The organism is Corallococcus exercitus (genome assembly GCF_003611585.1).
Classification (GTDB): domain Bacteria; phylum Myxococcota; class Myxococcia; order Myxococcales; family Myxococcaceae; genus Corallococcus; species Corallococcus exercitus.
In genome coordinates, this window is record NZ_RAVW01000095.1 from 1 (window position 1) to 26209 (window position 26209).

Genomic DNA, 26209 nt, shown 5'->3' on the forward strand with positions numbered 1-26209 from the left:
CCCGCGGGGGGCCTGCCCCCCACCAGGCCGCCTTCCATGCAGAAAGTCCTTGCTCCTCTTGCCCTGAGCGCCGCCCTTCTTGTTCCCGCGATCGCGGGCGCCCAGGACACCCCCAGCGCCGGCTCCAACGCGATGAAGGACCGGCCCGCGGTGACCTTCAACGAGGTCGAGCGCGGTGTGTACTTCGGCGTGTACGGCGGTCCGTCGTGGATCACCAACCCGCCCGCGGACTCCGGCCCGCGGCCCTTCTCCTCCGGCCAGATGGCCCAGGTGGAGCTGGGTGTGGACCTGGGCGAGCGTCTGTCCCTGGGCGTCTTCTTCATGGGCTCCGCCAACCGCGCGGGCGCCGAGTACGTCGGCTACTCGCAGGGCGCCGCGTCCGGTGACTTCACCATGCTGGTGCCGGGCGCCGTGCTGCGCGCCCGCCTGGTGGGCTTCGCTGACAGCCAGGAGGTCAAGCGGACGTGGATCTACGCCCGTGCTGGCGTGGGCTACGCGATGTTCTCTCCCAAGAAGCTCCTCCCGGATTCCGACATTCTTGTGTTTGCCGGGCCCGGAGTGGAGTACTACACGCGGCTGCGCCACTTCTCGGTGGGGCTGGAGGTCGTGGGGAACTACCTCGCCTCCAAGGGCGCCTTCGGGTTCGCGGTGGCGCCCAACATTCGCTACGCGTTCTAGCGGGAGATTCACGTGGCTCAGGAGAATGGAAGCGGTGGATCGCGTCCGGGTGGACGCGGTCCGAACGGGGGCGCGCCGGGCCAGGGGCCCCGTCGTGACGGACCGGGAGGCTTCGGCGGTCGTGGCGGTCCGGGCGGTGGCCGGGGTGAAGGTCGCGGCCGGGGTGAAGGCCGTGGCCGTGATCGCGACGCGGGCCCGGTGGGGCCCGGCCAGCGCGTCATCGCCGAGCTGAGCGTCCTGGAGAAGGCGCTCTCCAAGAACGACTTCGCGGCGGAGAAGGGTCCGCTGGAGGCCATCGTCCGCTCGCTGCGGCCCATGAACCTCAAGTCGCTCGACGACCTGGACCTCAACACGCGTGGCCGCCTCATCACCACGCTCCTGCGCGTGCAGCGCCAGCCGAAGCCGGCCCTGCCGGAAGCGGGCGCGGAAGGCGCGGCGCCGGAGGCTTCCGCCTCCACGGAAGCCGCTCCCTCCGAGGCTCCGGCCGCGGAAGGCGCGGCCGAGGGTGCCACGCCGGCCGAAGGGGGCGCGCCCGCCGAGGCGGCTCCCGCGGCTCCGGCCGTGGATCCCGCCAAGGAGAAGCACGCCGCCTGGGTGGACGTGATGGCGCTGGTGGGCCGTGTCTGGCGGGCCGCGGGTGACGCGGACCGTTCCCAGGCGGCCTTCGCGCTGAGCGGCCGTGAACCGGCGCCGGAGCCCGCCGCCCCGGCCCGCGAGGAGCGCGCCGAGCGTCCTCCTCGGGGTGACCGTCCGGAGCGTGGCGAGCGTCCGGCTCGCGGTGAGCGTCCTCCCCGTGGCGAGCGTCCGGAGCGCGGCGCGGCCGGTGAGCGGCGCGAGCGTCCGCCCCGGGCCGAGCGCCCCGAGCGTGGCGAGCGTCCTCCGCGCGGTGAGCGCCCCGAGCGCGCGCCGATGCCGGAGCTGACGGGCGACTGGAAGGAGCAGGCGACCCAGCTGGAAGGCATGGGCCGCACGCGCGACGCCGCGCGCCTGCACGAGCGCAACAACAGCTTCGCGGACGCCACCCGCCTGTTCGAGGCGGGCGGTGACCTGAAGAGCGCGCTGCGCACGGCGCTGTCCGGCCAGGACAACGACGCGGCCCGCCGCCTCGTGGGCACGCTGCCCGCGGAGCAGATCGGCCCCACGCTGGAGAAGGCCGGCGCGTACGAGCTGCTCATGGAGCACTACGTCGCCAAGGCCGACTTCGAGAACGTCGCCCGCCTGTACGAGCGCGCGCGGCAGTTCGACCAGGCGGCCCTCGCGTACGAGCGCGCCAACAAGCTGACCCTGGCGCGCAAGGCGTACGAGCGCGCCCGGGACCTGGCCAGCGCCAACCGCATCCGGGGCATGGAGGTGAAGGCCCTGGTGGAGCGTGGCGACCGGCTGGGCGCGGCGACCCTGCTGGTGGCCGTGGGCCAGCGGCGCGAGGCGGTGGAGGTGCTGAGCCCCCTGCCTCCTCCCAAGGCGTTCCATTTCATGCAGCGGCTCACCCTGGAGGACGAGGCCAAGGAGCTCGCGCAGCGCGAGCTGGCCCGTGCCGAACAGGAGCAGAAGCCCGCCGGCCGCGCCCGGTGGCTGGAGCTCCTGGGTGACACGGCCGCCGCCGCGGAGACGTGGACGCAGGCGGGCCGCAAGGACAAGGCGCTGCCCCTCTACGAGAAGCTCGGTGGGGAGCACCTGCCCCGCGCCGCGCAGCTCGCCGAGGAGCTGCAGCAGCGTGACAAGGCCATCGCCCTGTACACGCAGCTCAACGACAGCGCGGGTGTGGAGCGTGCGAAGGCCCTCCCCGAGGCCCCCGCCACGCCTCCCGCCGGCAGCACGCCGGACGCCGGTGACGACGCGGACTCCGCAGCGTCGCCGACGGAAAATGCTTCCTCGGCTGGCGAGCAAGAAAGCCAATAATTCCCGCCGGTTGACGGGTTTTGCATGATTGCCCGGGGGCGCCCGTGGCCGGTACACTCCGGCCGCTGGCGCCCTCGTTTCATTCCCCCTTTGGCCAACGAGCATCATGGAACAGCCTTCCGCCCCTGCGCGTCCCACGCTGCGTGTGACCGACGACCGCTCCTTCGTTGAAACCGAAGCGGCCCTGGAGAAGACGGGTCGTGTCGAGGAGCTGATCCGCCTGTACGAGGGGCGCTCGCGGGACGTTCCCACCGAGGAAGCGGCGCGCCTGCTGTGCCGCGCGGCGGAGCTGGCCCACGAGCGTCAGCGCAACGCGCCGCGCGCGGAGGACCTGCTCAAGCGCGCGCTGCTCGTCGCGAAGGACCCGATGCCCGCGCTGCGCGGTCTCAAGCGGCTGCATGAGATCCGCCAGGACTCCTCGTCGCTGGTGGACGTGCTGGAGCGGCTGGGCGCCGCGACGCAGGGCGAGGAGAGCGCGGCCCACTACCTGAAGGCCGCGGACCTCTACGAGCAGAAGCTCTTCCGGCGCGATCGCGCGGTGCTGTGCCTGCAGCGCGCGGCGCGGGTGAAGCCGGACCGCGCGACGTTCCGGCGCGTGCGCCAGCTGCTCCTGTCCGAGGAGCGCTTCCAGCCGGCGTTCGAAGCGCTGCAGCGCGAGCGCGCCGCGATGGGCGACGCGGGCATGGCGGAGGAGTACGCCGCGCTCGCGGAGCGGCTGGTGGACGACCCCACCGAGCACGCGCTGGCGCAGCAGGTGCTGGACGTGGCGCGGGAGCTGGATCCGCAGAACGCGCGCGCGGACAAGGCCGCCCGCGCGATGCAGCGCTTCGAGCAGGTGTGGCGCGACAAGGTGCGCATGCTGCGCGGCATGTCGCTGGAGGAGCGCGACCGCAAGAGCGCCGCGCGCCTGTCGCTGCTCGTGGCGAAGCTGTTCGCCTGGTACGACCCGGGCTCCGCCGCCAAGGTGAAGGAGGCGCTGGACCGCTGCTTCCTCCTGTGGCCGGGCATGCCGGAAGCGCTCACGCTCATCGAGCGGATGGCGGGGCGCGCGGGAGACTACGGGCCCGCGCTCGCGCAGCTGGAGGCGATGGCGGGCGAGGCGCGCGACCGCACGGCGCAGGTGGACCTGTGGCTGCGCGTGGGCACGCTCAAGCTGGGCCGGATGAACGACGCGGCCGGTGCGCTGGCCGCCTTCGAGAAGGCCGTGGCGGCGGATGCGTCGCGCGCGGACGCGGCCAGCCTGGCCGCGGAGCTGATGCTGGGCCAGGAGCGCTACGCGGACGCGGTGGCCACGCTGGAGCGCTACCTGGGCACGGTGAAGGACCGCGCGCAGCAGGCCAGCCTGCGCCTGCGTCTGGCGGACCTGTGCATGCAGCAGCTGAAGGACGCGGACGCGGCGCGCGCGCACCTGGAGGCGGCGCTGAAGCTGGAGCCCACCAACGCGCTCGCGGCCTTCCAGCTGTCGCGCCTGCTGGCGGAGGACGAGAAGCTGGACGAGGTGCTGCCGCTCCTGGAGCTGGCCATGCTCGCCCCGCGTCCGCGCGCGGAGCGCGTGGCGTTCTGTGAAGCGCTGGCGCTGATGTTCGAGGAGCAGGAGAACGCGCGCGGCGCCTTCGAGGTGCTGGCGCGCGCGCTGGAGCTGGAGCCGGGTCGGCCGCTCCTGCTCAACACGGTGGTGGAGCACGCGGAGAAGGCCAACGCGCAGCCGGCGCTGGCCCATGCGCTGTTGCGCGCGGCGCAGGGGGCGACGCCTCCGGCCGTGGCGGTGGCGCTGTGGCGGCATCTGGCGCAGCTGCTCCAGGGCCCGCTGGCGGACCCCGTGCGGGCGGAGGCCGCGTGGCGCGAGGTGCTCTCGCGCGTGCCGGGTGACTCCGTGGCGAGCGAGGCCGTGAAGTCGCTGCAGGCGGCCGCGGCGCTGGCGGATGATCCGAAGACGCGGCTGGAGACGGACATCGCGCGGCGCGAGGCAGCCGGTGCCTCGCCCGTGGAGCTGGAGCCCTTCGTGCGCCAGTGGGTGCAGCTGGCGCCGGAGGACACCCAGGCGGTGCAGCGGCTGCAGGCGCTGTGCGTGGCGCTGTCGAAGTTCGACGAGGCGGCGACGCTGGCGGGGAAGCTGGCGACGCTCTCCGAGACGCAGCTCGAGCGCAACGAGTGGACCGCGCGGCAGGCGAAGCTGTACGCGGAGCGGCTCAACCGCCAGGAGGACGCGGCGGACCTGTTCCTCGCGCTGCTGGCGGAGAACGTGTCCACGGGCGTGGTGGTGGGCGGCCTGGAGCGGCTGGCGGCCGGAGGCGTGCGCACGGCCGCGCTGACGGAGGCGCTGGCGAACCACTACGGCCGCACGGGTGACCACCAGCGGCAGGTGGCGGCGCTCCAGCAGCAGCTGGACTCCACGACGGACGCGGCCACGCGCAAGCGGCTGCTGACGGTGCTGGCCAGCATCCACGAGAAGCAGCTCGCGGACAGCCGCGCCGCCTTCGACACGCGGCTGCGCATGGTGCGCGAGGAGCCGAAGGACGAGGCGGGACGCGCGGAGACGGCGCGTCTGGCGCGCGACCTGTCCGCGCACGCGGAGCTGGGTCGGGTGCTGCGCACGCTCGCCACGGAGTCCGAGGACCCCATCCTCGCGGTGCAGCTGCTCTCCGAGGCGTCGGTGCTGGCGGAGGAGGGCGGGATGGCGGCGGAGGCCATCACGGCGCTGGAGGCCGCGCTGTCGCGCTCGCCCGAGTCGCCGCAGGTGCTCCAGCGCCTCGTGCGGCTGTACGGGCGCGCGGGCCGCTCCGCGGACGCGGAGACGCTGCTGCGCAAGCGCATCCACGCCACGCGCGGGCCGGAGCGGTTGGACCTGCTGCTGCGGCTCGTGGACCTGAACGTGGAGCTGGGCCGTCCGCAGCAGGCGGCCGAAGCGCTCCAGGCCGCCATCACGCATGGTGGCGAGGAGGGCCGGCACCTGCCGCGCCTGGCGGAGCTCTACGAGAAGGCCGGCATGCAGCGCGAGCTGGGGGACACCCTGGCGCGGATGATCGGCCTGGCGGAGACGGCCGGTGACGCCGACCACGTGTCGCGGCTGAAGCTGCGCCGCGCCCAGCTGCTGCAGGGCTCGCAGGACGGCAGCGCGGAGGCGGTGCAGAGCTACGCGGACCTCTTGCGGCAGCGTCCGTCGGATCCGGACGCGCTCTCGGCGCTGGAGGCGATGCTGGCCTCGGGCCCGTCGCGCGAGGCGGCGGCGCGCGCGCTGATCCCCGCGTACGAGCGCACCAAGGAACACCGCAAGCTGGTGGCGACGCTGGACGTACTCGCGGAAGTGGCCCGCGACGACGCCGGCCGGGTGCAGGCGCTGCGGCACGCGGCGCAGGTTCACCTGGCGCACCTGCGGCAGCCGGAGCTGGCGTTCGCGTCGCTCGCCCGGGCGATGCGTCTGGCTCCGGCGGACGGTGGCCTCCGGGCCGCGGCGCGTCAGGCGGCGGAGGATGCGGACTCGCTCGACAGCTTCGCGGAGATCCTCTCCGAGCTGACGGAAGAGGGCGACGTGGGCCCCGCGCGCGCGGCGCTGCTGCGCGAGCTGGCGGAGGTGCAGGAGAAGAAGCTCGACGACCGGCCGGGCGCGGTGAAGGCCCTGCGCGCGCTGCTGGAGCTGGAGCCGGGCAACATCGACAGCCTGCGGGCGCTCCAGCGGTTGCACCGCGCGGGCGAGGAGTGGGCGGCGCTGGCGGAGGTGCTGGAGAAGCTGGCGGCGGCCATCCAGGAGCCGGCGGATCAGCTCGTGTGTCTGCGCGAGGCCGCGCTGCTGCACGAGGCGAAGCTCACCGACAAGGAGAGCGCGGCGTCCGCGTGGCGCGCCATCGCGGAGCGCGATCCGGCTCAGCGTGAGGCCGCCACCGCGCTGGACCGCCTCTACACGGACCTCAACCGTCCCAAGGACCTGGCGTGGACGCTCGCGCTGCGGCGCAACCAGGAAGGCCAGAGCCCGCAGGGGCGCGAGGTGTCCTTCCGCCTCGCGGAGCTGCTGCGCACGGTGCTGGACGACGCCAACGCGGCGCTCGGCCTCTACAAGCGCATCCTCACCGAGGACCCCGGCCACCCCGGCGCGAGGGCCGCGCTGGAAGCCTGGGTGAAGGCGGCGGTGCCCACGAGCGGCGCGGCGCTGGAGGTGCTGGACAAGGTGCTCGCGCAGGTGGGCGACCATGCCCGCCGCGTGGCGCTGCGCGAGACGCGGATGGAGTCCGCGCTCACGGTGGAGAAGATCATCCTCGCCGGGGAGATCCGCCGCATCTACGAGCGCGACATGCAGCAGCCGTCGCTCGCGTTCATGGCCGCGGTGAAGGCGTTCGCCAACGACCTGGACCGCGACGGCGTGCGTCCGGACCTGGAGCGGCTGGCGCGCGAGACGGGCAGCCACGAGGTGCTGGCGGAGATCTACGAGAGCGCCGCCGTGGACCTCACCACCGGCGATCCGGTGATGCTGGACCTGCTGCGCCGCGCGGCGGAGCTGCGTGAAGGGCTGGATCAGCCCGAGGAGGCCACGCGCCTCTGGAAGAACCTGCTGGCGGACGCGCCGCAGGACCGTCAGGCGCTGGAGGCGCTGTCCCGGCTCTACGAGAAGGGCCAGAACGCCAAGAGCCTGTCGGAGGTCTACGCCCGCCAGGCGCAGCTCGCCACCGACCCGGAGACGCGGTTGGGGCTGCTGCTCAAGGCCGGCGAGGCCTACGCGAGCGCGGGCGAGGACGCGAAGGCCATCGAGGTGCTGCGCTCCGCGCTGGCGCTCCGCAAGGTCCCCGAAGGGCTGCTCGCGCTCGACAAGCTGTACGCCAAGACGCGCCACTTCGTGGAGCAGGCGGACGTGCTGGATCAGCTGGCGGAGCTCGCGCCGGACGAGCCCGGACGCCGCGCGTACCTGCTGCGCCGCGCGCAGCTGCTGGAGAAGGAAGTCGGCCCCACGGAGGCGCTGCCGGTGTACCGCCGGCTGCTGGAGCTGTCGCCGGGCGACGGCCAGGTGGTGGCGGGCCTGGAGCGCCTGCTCGCGCACGACGGCCCCCGCCTGGAGGCGGCGCGGCTGTTGGAGCCCGTCTACCGCGGCCTCAACGACACGCGGAAGCTGGTGGACGTGCTGGAGGTGCTCCTGCCGGGCGTTCCGCCGGAGCAGCGCCTGGAGCGGCTGCAGGAGATCGCCATCCTGCGCGAGGGCCTGGGCCAGACGTCGCTGGCCTTTGTCGCGCGCCTGCGCGCGTTCAACGAACTGCCCTCGGAAGCCGGCGTGCGCGACGAGCTGGAGCGGCTCGCTGCGGACTCGGGTTCCTTCGAGGAGGTGGCGGCGGCCTACGAGGACCAGCTGGAGCGCGACCCCGCGGAGCCCCTGGCGGGCGACCTGTGGCGGCGCCTGGCGGCCATCTACGACAACCGCCTGAAGCGCTACGACCTGGCGGTGCGCGCGCTGGAGCAGGTGAGCCGGCGCGACCCGATGAACAAGCCCGTGCTGGAGGCCATCGCCCGCGTGCACCGCCGCACGGGCGCGCACCGGGAGCTGGCGCTCGTCATGCGCCGGCAGGTGGCCGCGGAGGCGAATCCGGCCTCGCAGGTCAACCTGCTCTTCGAGCTGGCGCACCTGGCCGAGGAAACGCTGGCGGACAAGTCGCTGGCGGCGCAGGCGTACCGCGAGGTGCTGGAGCGCCGGCCGGAGAACGCCAACGCGCTGAAGCTCCTGGGCCGAGTGCTCGCGGACATGGAGCGCTGGGCGGAGCTCGCGCAGCACGTCGAGCGTGAGATCCAGATGGCGGACGCGCGCGACGCGCAGGAAGAGGCGTCCGACCTGCGCGTGCGCCTGGGCCGGCTGAAGGTGTCGCGCCTGGATGATCCGCGTGGCGCGCTGGAGCTGTACCAGGCGGTGCTCGCGCGGCGCGCGGGTCACCCCGGCGCGGTGGGCGCGCTGGAAGAGCTGGCGCGTTCGGAGAGCCCGCTGCGTGGCGCGGCGGCGAGCGCCCTGGAGCCCATCTTCGCGTCGGTGGGCAACCACCTGAAGCAGGTGGAGATGCTGGAGTCGCGCGCCTCCGCGGAGGCCGTGCCGCAGGAGCGGGCCGCGCTCTTGCGCCGCATCGCGGAGATCTACGCCGGCTCGCTGGAGAACGCGGAGATGGCGTTCCTCACCGCCACGCGCGCGCTGCGCGAGCTGCCGGAGGACCCGCGCTCGCTGGAGCTGTGCGTCGCGCTGGTGGACAAGGCGGAGGCGCCGGAGGAGCTGTGCTCGGTGCTGGCGGAGGTGGCCCCCAAGGCCAGCGACGCGGCCCGCGCGGAGCTGTACCGCGCGCTTGCCCGGATGCAGGTGGACCTGGGTGAGCCGGCCGAGGCGCTCCAGTCGTGGAAGCGCGTGCTGGAGCTCAAGCCCACGGACAACGAGGCACTGGATGGCACGGCGCGGCTCGTCGCCTCGCAGGGCCGTCCCACGGAGCTGCTGGAGGTGCTGCGCCGTCAGCTCGCGCTGTCGGAGGAGCCGGCGCGTCGCGCGGCGGTGCTCCACCAGATTGGCGTGCTGCAGGAGGAGCAGCTCAAGGACTCGCTGGGCGCGCTGGCCACGTTCCGGCGGCTGCTGGAGCTGCAGCCGGACGACGCGGTCGCGCTCGCGCGGATGGATGCGCTCTGTCAGAAGCAGGAGCGCTGGCCGGAGCTCGCGGACGTCCTCGCGCGGCGCATCGCGCTGATGCCGCCGGAGGAGGGCCTGGAGCTGAAGTTCCGCCTCGCGACGGTGCGCGAGTCCAAGCTGCTGGACAAGGCAGGCGCGCTGTCGCTGTACGGCGAGGTGCTGTCCGTGCAGCCCAACCACCCGGGCGCGGTGGGCCGCATGGAAGCCATCGTGGCGCGTGAGCCGCAGAACCTGCTCGCGGTGGAGACGCTGCTGCGCGCCTTCCGCGGGAGCGGTGACGTCACGCGGCTGGCGCAGGTGATTGAAACCCGCGTGGGCGTGTCGCCGGACGCCGCCGAGCGCAAGCAGCTGCTCGGCGAGCTGGCCACGCTGCGCGAGACGCAGGGCGAAGGCGAGCTGGCCTTCCTCGCGCTCTACCGCGGCTTCAAGGAGGATCCGAACGACAGCGAGGTCCGCCGCCGCCTGGAGAACGCCACCGACGTCGCGGGCAGCTACGACGAGCTGGTGGTGCTCTACGAGGAGGCCCTGCCGCGCATCGCCGAGGCCGCCGACGCGGCCCAGGTGTGCTTCAAGCTGGGCCAGCTGCTGGAGACGCGCCTGCGCGATCCGGACCGCGCGGTGTCCTACTTCGAGCGTGCGCGCACGCTGCACGCGTCGGTGCAGCAGAGTTCGCTCGTGGCGCTGGACCGCCTCTACCTGCACCTGGAGGCGTGGCCGGAGCTGGCCGGCGTGCTGGAAGCGCTGGCCACCGGCGCGACCCAGCCGGCGGACAAGATCGGCTTCCTCTTCCGCCTGGGGCAGCTCTACCAGGAGCGGATGGACAGCCCGGACCGCGCCGCGAGCGCCTACGAGGCCATCCTCGCGCTGGAGCCGGGGCACCTCGCCTCGGCCAGGCTCCTGGAGGGCATCTACGAGGGCGCGGGCGCGTCCGAGAAGCTCTACGCCATCCTGAAGCTCCAGGCGGACAAGGTCTCCGGCAGCGAGCGCGACCGCGTGCTGGGCAAGATGGCACAGGTGTCGGCCGAGGGGCTGTCGGACCTGGGCCGCTCCATCGACCTGTACCGGGAGCTGCTGGCGAAGAACCCGCGCAACGAGCAGGTCTTCTCCGCGCTGGAGTCGCTGTACGAGCGCGCGGGCCGTCCGCAGGACCTGCGTGAGCTGCTCGAGGGCCGCCTGGCCATCACGCTGGATCCGCGCGAGGTGGTGCGCCTCAACGAGCGGCTGGGCCGCGTCGTGTACCGCCTGCTCAAGCAGCCGGATGCGGCGGTGCCGTTCTTCAAGGCGGCGCTGGACCGCGACGCACGCCACCGCGGCGTGCTGGACACGCTGCGCGAGCTGTACGACGAGACGGGCCAGCGCGAGGAGCTGGTGGGCATCCTGCGCCGCCTCATCCCGCTGCAGGACAGCAGCGACGGCGTGAAGGCGCTGCGCCTGCGCATGGCGGAAGTGCTCGCGGGCATGGGCCGGCGCGAGGAGTCGCTGGACGCGGCCCGCCGCGCGCTGGAGGTGGAGCCGCACTCCGTCTCCGACCTGGAGCGCGTGTACGCGCTGTCCGTGTCGCTGCGCGCGTGGAACGACGCCGTGCGCGCCCTGGAGCTCAAGGTCCAGGTGCACCTGGCGGCGGAAGAGCGCGACCCGGCCGTCGCCGCGTACTTCGCCGTCGCGGAGCTGTGGGAAGGGCAGGGCGGCAAGCCGGAGCTGTCCGCCGGCGCGCTGGAGAAGGTGCTGGAGCTCGATCCCGCCAACCGCACCGCCTACGAGCGCGTGTGCACGCTGTACCGCACGCACAACGACTGGCGCGCGTACGCCACGGTGATGGACCGCTACATGCCCCACCTCGTCACCGACGAGGAGAAGATGGCGGCGCTGCGGGAGATCGCCCGGGTGCAGGAGGAGCGCCTGGGCCAGAAGGACGTGGCCTTCCTGGCGCTCTGCCGCGCGCTGCAGCTGGACGCGGCCGAGGACGCGCTGCGCGAGGAAGTCGAGCGCCTGGCGGACGAGACGGGCAGCCACGAGGAGCTGGCGGCGGTCTACGAGGAGGTCGCGGACGAGCTGCCCCGCGGCCCGCTCGCGGAGCGCATCTACGCCACGCTCGCGCGCATCCACGACTCGCGGCTGGATGATCCGCAGGCCGCGGAGGCCGCGTTCCGCAAGATTCTCGAGTTCGACCCCACCAACGCCACCGCGCTGGACGGGCTGGCGGCGGTGTTCCAGCGGCGCGGCCGCGACCGCGAGTACGTCGTCGCGCTGGAGCAGAAGCTGGAGGCGGCGGGCTCCATCGAGGCGCGCAAGGGCATCCTCAAGGAGATCGCCCGCGTCTGGGACGAGACCCTGGACGACCCTACCGAGGCGGCCAGCGCCCTGCTGCGCGCGCTGGAGCTGGAGCCGGACCTGGAGACGCTCGGCGTCCTCACGAACCTCTACCGCCGCGGGAACGCGTTCCGCGACGTGGCCACCACGCTGCTGAGGGCCCGCGACCTCGCGGCGTCCAACGAGGAGCGTGCGCGCATCCAGGTGGAGGTGGCGACCGTCTACGAGCGCGACCTCAAGGACGACGAGTCCGCGGTCTCCGCGTTCCGCATGGCGCTGGAGTTCGACCCGTACAACCGCGAGGCGCTGGAGGCGCTCGAGCGGCTGCACACGCGGTTGGATCAGCCGGCGGACCTGCTCGCCATCTACGAGCGGATGCTGGAGCTGTCCCAGGACTACCGCGAGAAGGTCCGCGTCCTCTTCCGCAGCGCGACCATCTGGGAGGACACGTACCAGAACCCCGCCAACGCCGACGCGTGCGTGGAGGGCGTGCTCTCCATCGACCCGCAGAACGCGCAGGCCATCAAGTCCCTCATCCGCCTGCGCCGCGCGCAGTCGCGGTGGGAGGACCTCATCCTCGCGTACGAGCGGCAGCTGGCGCTCGCCACCAGCCCGCAGGAGCAGGCGGAGCTGTACGTGGAGATCGGCAACGTCCAGTACCAGAACCTCAAGGCCGTGGACCGCGCGGTGAACAGCTACCACGCGGCGCTCGCCACGGACCCCGAGTCCCGTCCCGCGCTGCACGCGCTGGGCAAGCTCTACGAGCGCAGCGGCAACTGGCCCTTCGCGCTGGAGATGCTGCAGAAGGAAGCGCAGGTCGTGGGCAGCGACCCGGCGGCGGTGGAGCTGTGGCACCGCCTGGGGAAGATCAACGAGGACATGCTCGCGGACATGGCGAGCGCGCGGACTGCGTACCAGCAGGCGCTCGCCATCGACCCGGGCCACCTGCCCACCATCCGCGCCCTCAAGGGCATCCAGGAGCAGGAGAAGGACTGGGGCGGCTACGAGCAGACGCTGCTGCAGGAAGCGCAGCAGACGGATGATCCGGCCGCCAAGGGCCGCGCCCTGCTGGACGTCGCGCGCTACCACGCGGAGACGCGCGAGGACCGCGAGACGGCGACGCCCTACTGGGAGGAGACGCTCAAGCACATCCCGGACAGCCTGGAGGCGGCGCGCCCGCTGGCGGACGTCTACATCGCGCGCGAGGACTGGGCGTCCGCGGAGCGGATGCTGGACATCGTCACGCGCAAGATGGCGGAGAAGGCCATGGCGGAGAAGGACGCCGCCATCGCGCAGGACCTCTGCCGCCAGCTCTACCGGCTGGGCTACGTGACGGAGAAGCTGGGCCGCCGCGACAAGGCCCTGTCCTCGTATGAGAAGGCCTACGGCCTGGACGCCACGTACCTGCCCGCGCTCGAGGGCTACGGCAACCTGCTGGTGCAGGCGAAGCGGTACGAGGACGCGCTCAAGGTCTTCCAGACCATCCTCATCCACCACCGCGAGGAGCTGACGGACCTGGAGGTCGTGGAGGTCTACTGGCAGCTGGGTGACGTGCACGCCGCCCTGGGCCAGACCGACCGCGCGCAGAACCACTTCGACAAGGCGCTCGCCATCGACCCGCAGCACGAGCAGACGCTGCGCGCGCTGGTGGCGTTGATGGACAAGGCGGGCAACTACGACAGGTCCGCGGAGCTGCGCCAGACGCTCGTCAACAGCCTGGAGGGCGAGGCCAAGGTCAAGGTCTACCTGGAGCTGGGCCGCATCGCGCGCGATGAGCTGCATGATCCGTACATGGCCATCGACGCGTTCACCGGCGCCCTCAAGGCGCAGCCGGACGCGCCGGAGGTGATGGACGCGCTCTACCGCCTGCTGCGCGAGACGCGTCAGGGCCAGAAGGCCGCGGACGTGCTGGGCCGCATGCTGGCGCTGCCCGCGCTCGCCCTGGAGCCGCACAAGGCCAAGCGCGTGTGGTTCGCGCTCGGCGAGATCCGCCGCGACGAGCTGAAGGACGTGGAAGGCGCGGCACAGGCCTTCAACGCCGCGCTCGACCTGGACCACCGCTTCGTGGAGGCCTTCAGCGCGCTGGAGGCGATGCTCGGCGGCGCGCGCCAGTGGAAGGTGCTGGAGGAGAACTACACGCGCATGCTCGCGCGTCTGCCCAAGACGCCGGACACGCACCCGGCGCGCATGACGCTGTGGCGCGCGCTGGGCGACCTGTACCTCCAGGTGCTCAAGCACCCGGAAGGCGCGGTGGCCGCCTACGGTGTCGCGGCGAAGGGCCTGCCGGACGACGCGTCCATCCAGGAGCTGTTCGCGGAAGTGGCCGGCCAGATGCCGGGCCGCGAGGAAGAGGCCATCGTGGCGCTGCGCCGCGCGCTGCCGAACACGGAGAACCCGCGCAAGGTGGTGGGCCACCTGGTACGGCTGTCCGCGGTGCGTAAGGACTACGACGCCGCGTGGCTCGCCGCGCAGGCGGTGTCGGGCCTCCTGGGCGAGGCGGGCGAGGACGAGCAGGAGATCCTCACCAAGCTGGGGCCCTACGCGAAGAAGAAGGAGCTGGCGCAGCGTCCGCTGACGGACCGGCTGTGGCAGACCGCGCTCTTCCACCCGAAGGTGCGCGGGCCGCTGTCGGAGCTCCTGGGCCTGCTTTTCGAGAAGGCCGGCCACCTGTACGCGGTGCCCTTCCCGCAGTACCAGCTGGTGCCCAAGCGCCACCGCATCGACGTGGCGACCGCGCAGGAGTACCACGTCAACCACTACCGCTACGTCGCGCGGCTCTTCGGCATGGAGGCGGTGGAGCTGTACTCGCCCTTCCTCGTGGCCACGCGCGAGCGGCTGGCGAAGCGCTCCAACGAACCGGCCCCTGAGCCGCTCGTGAACGTGGACCTGCTCCAGACGCATCCCGCGTGCGTGCGTGTGGGCGGCAAGTACTTCGCGGAGCAGGGCCAGAAGGAGGTGTACTACCTCCTGGGCCGGACGCTGGCCCTGGCCCGCGCGGAGCTGGCGTTCAGCCAGCGCGTGGCGCCCGAGCGGCTGGAGGCCGTGGTGCAGGCGGCGCTCAGCCTGGTGGTGGGCAACGTGCGCTACACGGTGGATCCGCGGCTGGTGGACGTCGAGCGACAGCTGCTCCAGAAGAGCCTGAGCGAGCCGGACCGGGCCGCCCTGGCGAAGGTCGCGAGGGCCTACCTGCCCACGGCGACGCCGCAGGATGTCCGCACGTGGCTGGAGGGCGCGGAGCTCACCGCGTCGCGCGCGGGCCTCTTCGCCGCGGGCGAGCTGGAGCCCGTGCGCCGCATGGTGCAGGGCGAGACGGGGTCCGCGTTCCGCGTCGCCCCTCGCACCAAGCTGCGGGAGTTGCTGGTGTTCGCGACCTCCGAGGACCTGCACGAGCTGCGTGTGGCCGTTGGCACACACGTGGAAGTCCAGGTGCGAAAGTAGGGCCCTCAGACCGCCGCGAGGGTTCACGCGTTGAAAGCAAGCGGGCGTTCAAGGCAGGTGTCCTTGATCTCCGCCGGTGGGCACTTCTACGATTCAGACGGGATTTCGCCCGTCATTTTCGAGGCTTACGGGAACGATGCGTTTCGTCTGCGACAGCTGCCGCGCGCAGTACATGATCAGCGACGACAAGGTTGGCCCGAAGGGGGTCAAGCTTCGTTGCAAGAAGTGCGGTCACACCATCTTGGTGAGGCCCGCCGGTGCATCGGCGGCGAAGGAGGGCGGGGCGGAGGCCACCGCGGCCACGGAGGCCAAGAGCAGCGCGGATGCGAACGCGCCACGCATCGTGGAGTCGTCCGGCACGGGCTTGCCCGCGACGCTGGGTACACCGCCGGAGGGCGGCCTCTTCACGGACGTGGAAGAGGATGAAATCGGCGCGGTCTTCGACCAGGTCCTGAGCACGGGCTCGCAGAAGGTCAAGGCGGCCGAAGCGGAGGCCGAGGCCAAGGCCGCGAAGACCGAGGCCGTGCGCAAGCTCGCGGAGGCCGAAGCCGCCGAGCCGACGGCGGAGGAGAAGGCCGCCGCCGCCGCGCACGAGTGGTACGTCGCCATCGACGAGAAGCAGGTGGGCCCCTGGTCGGTGGAGAAGGTGAAGGACGCCTGGGACCGCGGCGAGGTGGGCCCGGACAACCTCTGCTGGCGTTCGGGCTTCAGCGACTGGATTCCCCTGTCCGAGACGGCGGAGCTGGCGTCGGTGCTGGCGCCGCGTCCGGCCAAGCCGGTCATCGTCGCGCCCGCGCCGGTGTCCACGTCGTCGCCGACGATTCCCGCCGGTCCGGTGGAGTCCGCCTTCAGCGCGGGCAGCGCTCGCCCGGGCATGGGCGGCGGATCGACCGCACCCGATGAGCCGGTGGGCTGGAAGCCCTCCGCCGCGAGCGTGCTGGCCTCGCTGGTGAAGGAGGAGAACGACGCCCTCAGCAAGCCGCCGCCGCGTCCGGCGCCGTCGCTGGAGCGCGAGCCGTTGTCGCAGTCGCGCCTCCTGGACGTGCCCATGCCGCCGCCGGAGCCGGTGTCCTCGCCGTCAATGCCGGGGGCCATGATGGCGCCCGCGTCGGGCATGGCCGCGCCCCAGGCCTACGCGCCGCAGCCGCCGCAGGGCTATGCGCCGCAGCCGCAGGCGCCGCAGTACGCACCGCCGCAGCCGGTGGCGTATGCGCCGCAGCAGGCGCAGATGCCCTATGGGCAGCAGCCGCAGGGCTATCCGCCTCCGGGGTATCCGGCGGCCTATCCGCCCCCCGCGGCGGCACCCGCGGGCGGCAAGGGCCGCACGGGGATGATGGTCGCGGTGACGGCGGGTGTGCTCGTGATGGCGGGCGCAGCGGTCGTCTTCGTCGCGCGCGGCAATTCGTCCGAGCGTCCCACGGAGGCTCCGGTCCAGGTCGCGGCCGCGCCGACGCCCAAGGCGGAGCTGCCGCCCATGCCGCCGCCTCCCGCCGCGGTGCAGACGCCTCCCGCCGCGGCGGTCCAGCCCGCGGCGACGCCGACCGCGCCTGCCGCGACGCCCACGGAAACCGCTGCCGTCGGAACGCCCGCCGCCGCTGGCACCCAGCCCGCGGCCGGTGGAACGCCTCCGCCGGCCGTGGCGACGGCTCCGGCCGCCACGCCCACGCCGCCTCCGCCCGCGGCGGAGGTGAAGCCCGCCAGCACGACGCCCAACATGGGGACGGCGGTGGCGCGGGTGGATTCGCGCAACCATCGCAAGACGGGCTCCAGCGGAAGCCGTGGCTCGCAGCGGGATGAGGACGAGGGTGACGCGATCACCGTGTCGAAGCCTTCGTCCTCGTCCTCGTCCTCCTCGTCGTCGAACTCCGGCGGTGGGGATGACGACTTCGACGAGCTGTTCGGCACGAAGAAGCCCGCGGCCACGAAGCCCGCGAGCAAGCCGACGGCGACGGCGTACATCCCGCCCGAGCCGGGAGGCGGCACGCTGGAGCGTCTGCAGCAGTCGGACATCATGCAGGTGGTGCTGAACAACAAGCCGTCCATCGTGAAGTGCGTGAACGAGCAGAAGCAGAAGGATCCGTCGCTCAGCGGCAAGCTGGTGATGCGCTGGACGGTCCAGCCGAGCGGCAAGACGACCGCTGTGTCGTGCCGCACGGACGAGTTCCGCTCGAGCTACATGGCCACGTGCATCACGGGGCTCATCAAGAGCTGGTCGTTCCCGAAGCACCAGAAGCAGGGCGACCCCATCGACTTCCCGTTCACGTTCTGAGTTCCAGCAGCGACATCGCCGTCACATATGACGGCGATGTCGCTGTGAGATGCGACGGGATTGTGCGCTTTCGTGAACAGTGAATTTCCTTGGGGAGCAGGCGTGGAAAGGTCGGTCAACACTCGTTGACACGTCTGGAGCGAGGGGACTAAAGCCCGCTCGACTTCATTCCCGGTGTCTGGAGTCAGGTGGCCGGAGACACCGGGCGACGTAACCAATCCAGGAGGAAGTTCCGAATGCAGCTGCGCAAGATGATGGTGATGCTCGCCGCTTTGAGCTCGATGAGCCTGGCCCTGACGGCCTGTGGCGATGACGCGAAGGCGGCGGAGACCTGTACGTCGGACACCGACTGCTCCTCCAACTTCTGCAACACGGCCGCGGGCGTGTGCATGGACACCTGCGAGAGCGGCTCGGACTGCCCTGACTCCGAGAAGAACTGCGCCGTCCTGGCCGGTTCGAGCAACACGACGCAGAAGGTCTGCCAGTGCCAGACCAACCAGCTGTGCAACTCGGACGACTCCACGAGTCTGGTGTGCGGCACCGTGTCCAAGCGCTGCGAGGAGCCGGGCTCCACCCCCGCTGGCTGCACCAAGGACGCCGACTGCGGCTCCGGTAACACCTGCAACACCACCACGGGCGTGTGCAGCCCTGCCGCGACGACCTGCACCGGTGAGGGCAAGGCCACCTGCGCGTACGGCTCGGCCTGCTACAGCGGGACCTGCTCGGCGCCCCCGGCCCCGACGTGCGAGAACTACCAGAACTTCAGCAACAAGGCCGCGCTGGGCACCACGGGCCCGATCATCTTCAAGGTCGCGACCGGCACTGCCACCACGGACACGGCCTTCTGCGGTAACACCTCGACCAAGCGCGTGAAGATCACCATCTCCGCGTACTCCGACACGGCCTGGCCCGCGACGGCCGCCGGCCTGAACGGGTTCCTCTACGTCCTCGTGAACGGGACCACGCAGGCTCCGTCGATCAGCTCCTCCACTGGCAACTACACGGTCTCGGGGAACCGCGCGGACATCGTCGCCAACATCTGCGTGCTGCCGTCGTCCACCACGACGTCCCTGGGCTATTACTTCACGGGTGGCAACTTCGCTTGCCACCAGGCCAACTACTAAGGCCTGGATGACGGGTCCCTGACGTATCCAGGGGACCTGGTCCACCAAAGTCATCGGAGCCCCGCCCAGGAATCACGGGGCGGGGCTCTTCGTTTCTTCCGCGGTCAGGACATCTGGTGGTTGGGTGGATGCTTCAGCGCGTGAGGATGTCCCATGAATTTCAGGTGGTTTTTTGCGTCCTGTCTGGTGCGCGCTGGGGCATTCCGGCGACTTCAAAAGGAGACTCCATGCAGTCCAAGAAGCTGATGCGGATGTTCACCCTGGGCCTCGCTCTCGCATCTCCGGTGGCTTTCGCGGAAGACGCCTCGACGCACCTGGCGTGTCCGGAAGGAACCAAGCAGGCCGGCTCCAAGGCGGATGGGCTGTTCTGCCGCAAACCGGAACTGGCCGGAGGAAACCTCGTCGCGCACGGCCCCTACCGCTCGTTCCACGCCAATGGAAAGAAGGCGGCGGTGGGCCAGTACTTGAACGGTCACAAGACGGGAACCTGGGTCTTCTTCGACGAGGCTGGCAGGGAGTACGACAAGATTGAGTTTCGCGAGAGCAACTACCACGGCACTCGGACGCTCTACTTCGCCAGCGGCAAGCCCCACTTCATCGAGCAGTACCAGAACGGCCTGAAGGACGGCGTGGTGCAGGAACTAAGCGAGGACGGCAAGGTCGTCCACGAGAGCCGCTTCGAGAAGGGCAAGGAAGTCGCCGCCAAGTAGCCAGGCGGACGTGGTCATGAGGGCCCCAGCCTGCTTCCCAGGCCGGGGCCCTTCGTATTGCGGGGCTTTCCCTTGGCGCTCCGGCCGGCTAGGAACAACGCTGTGAAGGCCCCCTCCCTTGTTCCAGTCCTCTCCGCTGTCCCTGTCTGCACGGTGCCGCAGATGGGATTGCGTGAACTTGAGCGCATCCGGCTCATCCTGAGAGGTGGCTCGGTCATCGACTGGCGGCGCATGCACTTCCAGTCGCGGGACGAGGTGGACCGGTTCCTGCGCCTCTGTCAGCTGGACGTGTCGCGGCCCTACGATGATGCCTGGGCCCGGACGGTGCTCGCCGATGCGGTGGAATACCTGCGCAAGACCTTCGACTACCGGGTCGCGGACGCAGTGGCCCAGCCGGAAGAACTTCATGACCTCTTCCTCTTTGCCTCAGGGGCCAAGGGGCTTGCCCGCTATCGGCGGATCGCCTGCATTGTCCTGAAGGTGATGCACGTCATCCAGCACATCGAAGGGCGCGACCTGCTCTTCCGTTTGGCGGCCTCCGAAGCCGAGCTGGCGGAGATGGTCACGGAAAAGGTGCTGGGCGTCGCGCGTGAGATGAAGGAGATGGGCCTTCCCATCGTGGAGTTCGCCCACTCCATCAAGACGCGGGACTCCCTGATCACGAAGCTGATCGCGAAGAAAGAGACCGTGGCGGCCCAGGTTTATGACCGCACGCGCTTCCGAGTCATCACCCGCAAGCGGGAGGACCTGCTGCCGGTCCTCTACTTCCTGACGCAGCGCCTGTTCCCCTTCAACTTCGTCGTGCCGGGGCAGACGGAGAATACGCTGCTACCGTTCAAGGGGCTCCTAGAGGAGAACCCTCACTTCGAGCAGTTCATCCCGCAGCTTCACCTGGACCGGGACTTCGAGGATCGCGAGGACCGGACGGGGAATGCCTTCTCCGGGAGCTCCTACCGGGTCCTCAACTTCGTCGTGGACCTTCCTCTGCGGATGGACCCCTATCTCCCTCCGCCTGAAAGCGACACGCGCCCCCGGAAGGGGCGGGTCACCTTCGCGCTCGTTGAGTTCCAGATCGCGGATGAGGAGACGGCTCGGCGGAATGAACTCGGGGACAATGCCCACGAGAGCTACAAGCGTCGGCAGAAGCGACGCGTCCTCAACCGTCTGAGCCGCGGACTGGTCGTGCCGAAGCGCCAGGGGTGAGTGGTAGCCCTTTGAGGAAGGCCAGTTACAACTGAATGCATTGGAGAAGCCCAAGGTCTCCACGCCATGAGTTGCCACTTCATGGCGAAGCTGCATCCATGCGATGGATGGCTTTCCTCAAAGGAAATTGCCTATGAGGCCGTAACGCAAACCTCGCTGCCTCCAGTAAAGAAAAAGCCGGCAGTATAGCTGGCTGTCCCAGCCGGAACGCAGAGATTCACATCGAAGGTGATGTTCCTGTTTTCGTTTGTTGTTGTGACGTTCTGAATGGCTGTTGCGTTGATTTCGCCCCCAGTAGGAGTAACAAAATAGAATCGGCCGTAGAATCCATCTCTCGAAGTCGGCAAGTCGGCGGTTGGGGCGTACGCTTTAAGGCGGAACGTTGCTCGCGTCTGCCACGTAGAACCGCAGAAATTAGCGTCGGGGGCGAACCTGATCGCATTGGCCTCGTATATAACGGGGCCCATTGATGTGTTGGCATCCCAGGCACTGCCGTGGATTGCGAAGTTGTTGCAAGTGGGGCTCGGAACCGTCAAGCACTGGCCGGTAGCAGGCTGACAGTAATCGCCATAGTTACATTCCGCCGGTTGGAAGGCATTCTTGTGGCACAGCCCATCAAGGGCTGCGACCTGTGTGGCGCCACTCATTTGGTTTGAAGTTCCATCCGCGTAGATACTGGGGCCGCAAGCGGAAAGTGCAAGGGTCGCCGTGACGACTTTGCTCAGAGGAGGCTGTTTGCTGGGCATTGGATTTTCGGTTTCTTTGTAACTTCTGGGTTGTTTGTGTTGAGGCATTGCGTCCGGCATGGATGCTTTCCCACTGATGCATGCCCAGGATCGAAGTGCCTCAACTCCGGGGTCGTGTTAGGGGGATGGCGAGTGTCGCGGCAAAGTCATCCGCGGGGCTTGTGACTTCCAGTGAGTGTTGAAATCCCATTGTCACTGGCTTGTTGATGGATTTTCGCTTGCGAAGCTAGTTGTTGAGCCGGGACACGTAGATGCTTACTGCAGTCGCATCTTCTTCAAGCCAGGCAACCAGGGGATGGCCGTTTGAGTCCATCATGACGGACGGCCTGGATGCCGGAGTACCTGTGGTTGTCAACGCATTGAGTGGTTGGACGATGGGCTGCCAGCCGCCAGAAATCCAGCGACTTACGAATACATTTCTCTCTGCGCCGGTGATGCCACTCCAAGCTAGGACATAGGGGGCTCCCGTGCTCGCGGCTAGCGCGGGCTCTGTGTTGCCTGTCGAGGGCGTGTCTATCGTCTGAGGTGAGGTCCAGTTCGTGCCCTCCCACCTCGCCCACTGAATCTTGCCGTCCAACGTAGGGTTCGAAGTTGATTCAGCCCATGCGACCCATGGGCGACCATTGCTGTCGACAGCAGTCGATGGGAGCCAGGAGGTCCTTCCTAGGAGTTGTCCTCCCAGTGGATTTGAATCGTTTTCGGAAATGCCAATGAAGATGCCATCGTCATATGTGCTTGTGTCTCGAATGCTGTAGGAGACGTAGGTGCTGCTTGCGGACGTGGCGGTGGCGAATGAGTACACGCGTGCCGCTTGTGGAGGACGTGGAATTGCTGTGCGCGTCCACGAGTGTCCTTCTGCCGGCAGCAGGTAATGCCCGACTTCAGCGATACCCTGGTTGCTGTTTAAGGCATAGAGGTGTAGGGCTCCGTTCAACTCCGTTGCGAGGGACGGGCGTGAGATGCCAAAGTCGCCAGAGAGCACAGGTATTGATGGGAGGAACTCCCATCCAGTTCCTGTCCATCTGCGTGTGAAGATTTGATCGCCTTCGCTGGAGCCAGCGTCTTCACTCCACGCAACGACCGGACGATTCGCGGAGTCAATGAGAAGCGTCACTTGCATCGCGTTCGTTCCTGCACCCGTTATGCCGCTTAAGCCGCCGCCAAGCATGGACCACGCTGTGCCCGTCCATCGAGCCACATAGACATTCTTGCTCGACCCGTCTGACTCAGCCCACGCGAGCACGGGCTGATCGTTTCGGTCCATCTTCAGCACGACGTCTTCCGCAGAGGTCCTTCCCTCGACCGCACTGATAGCCCCTCCCAATGGCAGCCACGTCGGCACGGAGAATGTCCAGGCCGGGGCGTTCACCAGGGTGTTTCCCGCCAGGTCCGTGATGTTGTTGGACGCCGTGGCGAACTCAACCTGGACGGTGCTGGGGGCAACAAGGGGATTCACGGGCTTCATCGTCAGCGTCCGTCCATCCGCCGCGAGCGCGACGGACTTGGGAATGGCTTCTCCCACGCCTGTCTTGAGCCCCACCGCCGCCTCCGTCACCGAGAGTGGGTTCATGGGCTCACTGAAGGTGACCTGGATGGCTTCATGGACGCCCACGGTCGCTGCATCCCGGGCCGGCAGGAAGGACGCCACGGTGGGGGCGGTCCGGTCGACGATGACCGTCCTGGGCGCACTGGTGAAGACCGCGCCACCGCGGGTCGCGCGGATGGACAACTGGTAGCTGCCCTCCGCTTCCTGGGTGGTATCCCAGGTGAACGAATAGGGACTTCCCGTGGGCTTCACCAGCACGGTGGTGTCCTTCAGGATCTCCACCTGCTCCGCCGCGCCCCCCTCCACGGTGAACTGGAGGAGCAGGGGGCCTCGCGTGTATGCCTTGCCGGGCGTGGGCACGACCCAGTTCACCACCAGGTCGCCGGGCTTCCCGACCGTCACCGACAGCGTGGCCTGCTTCGTGACCGTGCCGCTCTTGCCCTGGAGCGTCAGCGTATAGGCACCCGGCACGGTGCCCGCGCCCACGCGGATGCTCAGGGTCGCCCGCGTCTCTCCCTTGGGGAGGGTGAACGCCTGGAGCTCGATGCCCGCGGGCGGTGAAACGAGGGTCCAGTTGACGGCACCTCCCGTGGCCGCGGTCCAGGTGAGATGGACGTCGCAGTCCAGGGTTCCACCCGGGAGGACCTGCTCCTGGGCGGGTACCGCCGTGAAGGTGAAGTCCGCGTTGGGGTCCGTCTGTGGGTCCTCCTTGGGCGGGTTCTCCAGCGGCGGAACGTCAATGCATGCGGCGGGGCTCAGGCCGATGCAGCTCAACAGCAACAGGTGTTTCAGGTTGGGCATGGGGACGTGTTCTGCAAGCTCGGGTCCGTTCGGTCCCGAGGGAGAACACTGCCACGGGCGTCCCGGGAACAGGACTGGCGTCCATTCCGGGAGGCTCCGGAAACACGCCTGCCCGCCGCCCCCGGACTTCGGTGGGGGACGCGCGGGCAGGGGAGGACCGCTGAGAAGGCCGCGGGCTACTTCTTCTTGCGGTTCTTCTTCTTGTTCTCCTTCTCCTTCTTGCGGCGCTCCTTGATGGCATCACGGTCGTCCGGCTTGCTCACGGACGGGGGCGCGTAGCCCATCAGGCGGGCCTTGGCCATCGCGGCCTGGCCCATGGGCGGGGTGTAGCCGGGGGCAATCTGCGGCAGCTGCATGGGCATGCCTCCCATGCCACCGCCCATCGCGGACATGGCCTTCTCCAGCGCCTTCGGGTCCTTCCCGAACATGCTGCCCAGGTCCATGTTCTTCATCTGGCCCAGCTGCCCCAGCTGCTTGAAGCCCGGGATGCGGCCCAGGAGGCCCGGGTTCTGGCCGATGGTGCCCATCACCTGCTGCATCATCCCGAACTTCTGCAGCAGCTCGCGCACCTCCTCCGGCTTGCGGCCGCTGCCCTTCGAGATGCGGTTGATGCGGCTGGCGTTGATGATGTCCGGACGCAGGCGCTCCTTCTGCGTCATCGAGTCGTACATCGCCTCGATCTTCGTGAGCTCCTTCTCGTCCGGGTTCAGGTGCTCGGTGAGGTCGCCGAAGAGCGGGAACTTCTCCAGCAGGTCCTTCAGCGGGCCCATCTTGCGGACCATGCGGATCTGCTCGACGAAGTCCTTCATCGAGAACTGGCCGGAGAGCAGCTTGCGCGCGTCGTCCTCGGCCTTCTTCTCGTCGACGACCTTCTCGAAGTCCTTCATCAGGCCGACGATGTCGCCGAAGCCCAGGATGCGGCCCGCGAGGCCCTCCGGACGGAACTCCTCCAGCTTGTCCATCGACTCGCCCATGCCGAGGAACTTGATGGGCTTGCCCGTCACTTCCTTGATGGACAGCGCCGCGCCGCCGCGCGCGTCACCGTCCAGCTTCGTCAGGATGAAGCCGTCCAGCGTGAGGCGCCGGTCGAACTCGGCCGCCGTGCGCACCGAGTCCTGGCCGATCATCGCGTCGCACACGAGCAGGATGGTGTCCGGCTGCACGTTGGACTTGATGGACTCCAGCTCCGTCATCAGCGTCTCGTCGATGGCGAGCCGGCCCGCCGTGTCGATGAGCACCACGTCGCACTTCTGCTCGCGCGCGGCCGCGTAGCCCCGCTTCGCCAGCTCGGGCGGCTGCACGCCGGGCTCGTGGTAGACGGGGACCTTCAGCCGCTCGCCCAGCACCTTGAGCTGATCCACGGCGGCCGGGCGGTAGATGTCCGCCGCGACGAGCAGAGGCTTGCGCCCCTCCGCGAGGAGCCGGCTGGCGAGCTTGCCCGTGGTCGTCGTCTTACCGGAGCCCTGGAGGCCCACCATCATGATGCCGGACAGCTGGCCCTTGGGCTTCAGGTGGAGGCTTGTGTCCACCGGGCCCATCAGGGCCTCCAGCTCGTCGTGGCAGATCTTGATGAAGTGGTCCATCGCGCTGACCTTGCGCTTCTGGCCCCCCGCGTCCGTGACGGACGTCTGCACGACTTCGCCGACGGCCTTCTCGCGGACGCGGGCGACGAACTTCTTCACCACGTCGAAGGCGACGTCGGCCTCCAGCAGGGAGACGCGAATGTCGCGCAGCGACTCGTCCACCAGCTCGGGGGTGAGTTCGCTCTTGCCGGCGAGGCGGTTCTTGGCGGCCCGGAAGCCCTTGGTGACGGTCTCAAGCATGGGGGGCGCTTTATAACAGCGTCCCGCCGGATGCGACGTCCTCGGAAGCCCCGGTCGTCCAGCAGTGGAGGAATCGAGGGGCTTTCCACTCCCGGACAGGGGCCCCCGCTCCCCCGGGTCAGCCCGTCACGGCGGGCCGGGCCGGGGCCGGGGAGCCGCTCTCCGCTCCCGCGATGTCCGGCAGCGCCTCCGGACGCCCGAGCGCCGTGCTCAGCGCCTTCAGCAGCACGCGGGACTTCAGGAGCATCTCGTCGAGCTCTCCGGCCGGGTCCGAGAGCGCGATGATGGCCCCTCCCGCGCCGATGCTCACCTCGCCGGGCCGTACCACCGCCGTGCGGATGACGATGTTCAGGTCCGCCGCCCCGGTGGCGGAGAAGAACCCGATGGCGCCCGAGTACACCCCCCGGGCCTCCCCCTCCAGCCGGTCGATGATTTCCATCGTGCGCACCTTGGGCGCCCCCGTCATGGAGCCGCCCGGGAAGGCGGCGCTCACCGCGTCCACCGCCGTGAGGCCTTCGCGCAGCCGACCCCGGATGGTGCTCACCAGCTGGTGCACCGTGGCGTAGGACTCCACGTGCATGAGCCGGGGGACGTGGACCGAGCCAATCTCACACACCCGGCCCAGATCGTTGCGCACCAGGTCCACGATCATCAGGTTCTCCGCCCGGTCCTTCTCCTGGGAGCCCAGGTGCTGGCGAAGACGCTCGTCCTCCTCGGGGGTGGTGCCGCGCCGCAGGGTGCCCTTGATGGGCTTCGACTCGACCCACCGCTCGCGGTCCACGCGCAGGAAGCGCTCTGGCGAGGAACAGGCGATGCCCAGCGTGCCCAGCCTCAGGTACGCGGCGTAGGGGGCGGGGTTCATCCGCCGCAGCACCCGGTACAGCGCCAGCGGCTCCACCTGGGCCCGGGCGACCACCTTGTTGGTGAGGCAGACCTCGTAGGTCTCCCCGTCGTGGATCTGCTCCAGGCAGTGCCCGATGTCCGCCAGGTACGTGGCGCTGTCCCTCGCGAGGCGCACGGGGAAGGGG

Annotated in this window: 10 protein-coding genes; 7 read left to right on the forward strand and 3 right to left on the reverse strand. The window is 69.8% G+C overall.

Annotation, left to right across the window (positions count from 1 at the left end):
* Positions 1-36: 36 nt before the first annotated feature.
* The 7 genes from cglE (at position 37) to D7W79_RS14365 (ending at position 20265) form a co-directional block, all read left to right on the forward strand.
* Positions 37-678, forward strand: a complete 642-nt coding sequence (gene cglE / locus D7W79_RS14335; RefSeq protein ID WP_120525937.1) for an adventurous gliding motility protein CglE — start codon at positions 37-39, stop codon at positions 676-678.
* Positions 679-876: 198 nt separating this feature from the next.
* On the forward strand, positions 877-2577 hold the full coding sequence (locus D7W79_RS14340) for a tetratricopeptide repeat protein (protein ID WP_208729732.1): 1701 nt from the start codon (positions 877-879) through the stop codon (positions 2575-2577).
* Between the two features lie 106 nt (positions 2578-2683).
* Entirely contained in the window at positions 2684-14959 is a 12276-nt protein-coding gene (locus D7W79_RS14345; protein WP_120525939.1) for a tetratricopeptide repeat protein, read from the forward strand.
* Positions 14960-15095: 136 nt separating this feature from the next.
* Entirely contained in the window at positions 15096-17228 is a 2133-nt protein-coding gene (gene gltJ, locus D7W79_RS14350; RefSeq protein WP_120525940.1) for an adventurous gliding motility protein GltJ, read from the forward strand.
* A gap of 236 nt (positions 17229-17464) precedes the next feature.
* On the forward strand, positions 17465-18352 hold the full coding sequence (locus D7W79_RS14355) for a hypothetical protein (protein WP_120525941.1): 888 nt from the start codon (positions 17465-17467) through the stop codon (positions 18350-18352).
* A 227-nt stretch (positions 18353-18579) separates the two neighbouring features.
* Positions 18580-19062, forward strand: a complete 483-nt coding sequence (locus D7W79_RS14360) for a toxin-antitoxin system YwqK family antitoxin (protein ID WP_120525942.1) — start codon at positions 18580-18582, stop codon at positions 19060-19062.
* Between the two features lie 102 nt (positions 19063-19164).
* Entirely contained in the window at positions 19165-20265 is a 1101-nt protein-coding gene (locus D7W79_RS14365) for a TIGR04552 family protein (protein WP_120525943.1), read from the forward strand.
* 972 nt (positions 20266-21237) lie between these two features.
* On the opposite strand, the gene D7W79_RS14370 is transcribed toward D7W79_RS14365, so the two are convergent.
* From D7W79_RS14370 to pabB, 3 genes are all read right to left on the reverse strand, one after another.
* Positions 21238-23358 carry an Ig-like domain-containing protein gene (locus D7W79_RS14370; RefSeq protein WP_120525944.1) on the reverse strand — a complete coding sequence of 707 codons (2121 nt, stop codon included), beginning with the start codon at positions 23356-23358 and terminating at the stop codon, positions 21238-21240.
* Between the two features lie 176 nt (positions 23359-23534).
* Positions 23535-25181 (reverse strand): signal recognition particle protein, encoded by a 1647-nt coding sequence (gene ffh, locus D7W79_RS14375; protein WP_014395398.1) that lies wholly within the window; start codon positions 25179-25181, stop codon positions 23535-23537.
* Between the two features lie 118 nt (positions 25182-25299).
* Positions 25300-26209: aminodeoxychorismate synthase component I (gene pabB / locus D7W79_RS14380; protein WP_120525945.1), on the reverse strand; the 910-nt coding region annotated here is incomplete at its 5' end.

Excerpts from the sequence above, each read along its gene's own strand:
- cglE (WP_120525937.1), top strand. The coding sequence starts at position 37 with ATGCAGAAAGTCCTTGCTCCTCTTGCCCTGAGCGCCGCCCTTCTTGTT.
- D7W79_RS14345 (WP_120525939.1), top strand. The coding sequence starts at position 2,684 with ATGGAACAGCCTTCCGCCCCTGCGCGTCCCACGCTGCGTGTGACCGAC.
- gltJ (WP_120525940.1), top strand. The coding sequence starts at position 15,096 with ATGCGTTTCGTCTGCGACAGCTGCCGCGCGCAGTACATGATCAGCGAC.
- D7W79_RS14355 (WP_120525941.1), top strand. The coding sequence starts at position 17,465 with ATGCAGCTGCGCAAGATGATGGTGATGCTCGCCGCTTTGAGCTCGATG.
- D7W79_RS14360 (WP_120525942.1), top strand. The coding sequence starts at position 18,580 with ATGCAGTCCAAGAAGCTGATGCGGATGTTCACCCTGGGCCTCGCTCTC.
- D7W79_RS14370 (WP_120525944.1), bottom strand. The coding sequence starts at position 23,358 with ATGCCCAACCTGAAACACCTGTTGCTGTTGAGCTGCATCGGCCTGAGC.
- ffh (WP_014395398.1), bottom strand. The coding sequence starts at position 25,181 with ATGCTTGAGACCGTCACCAAGGGCTTCCGGGCCGCCAAGAACCGCCTC.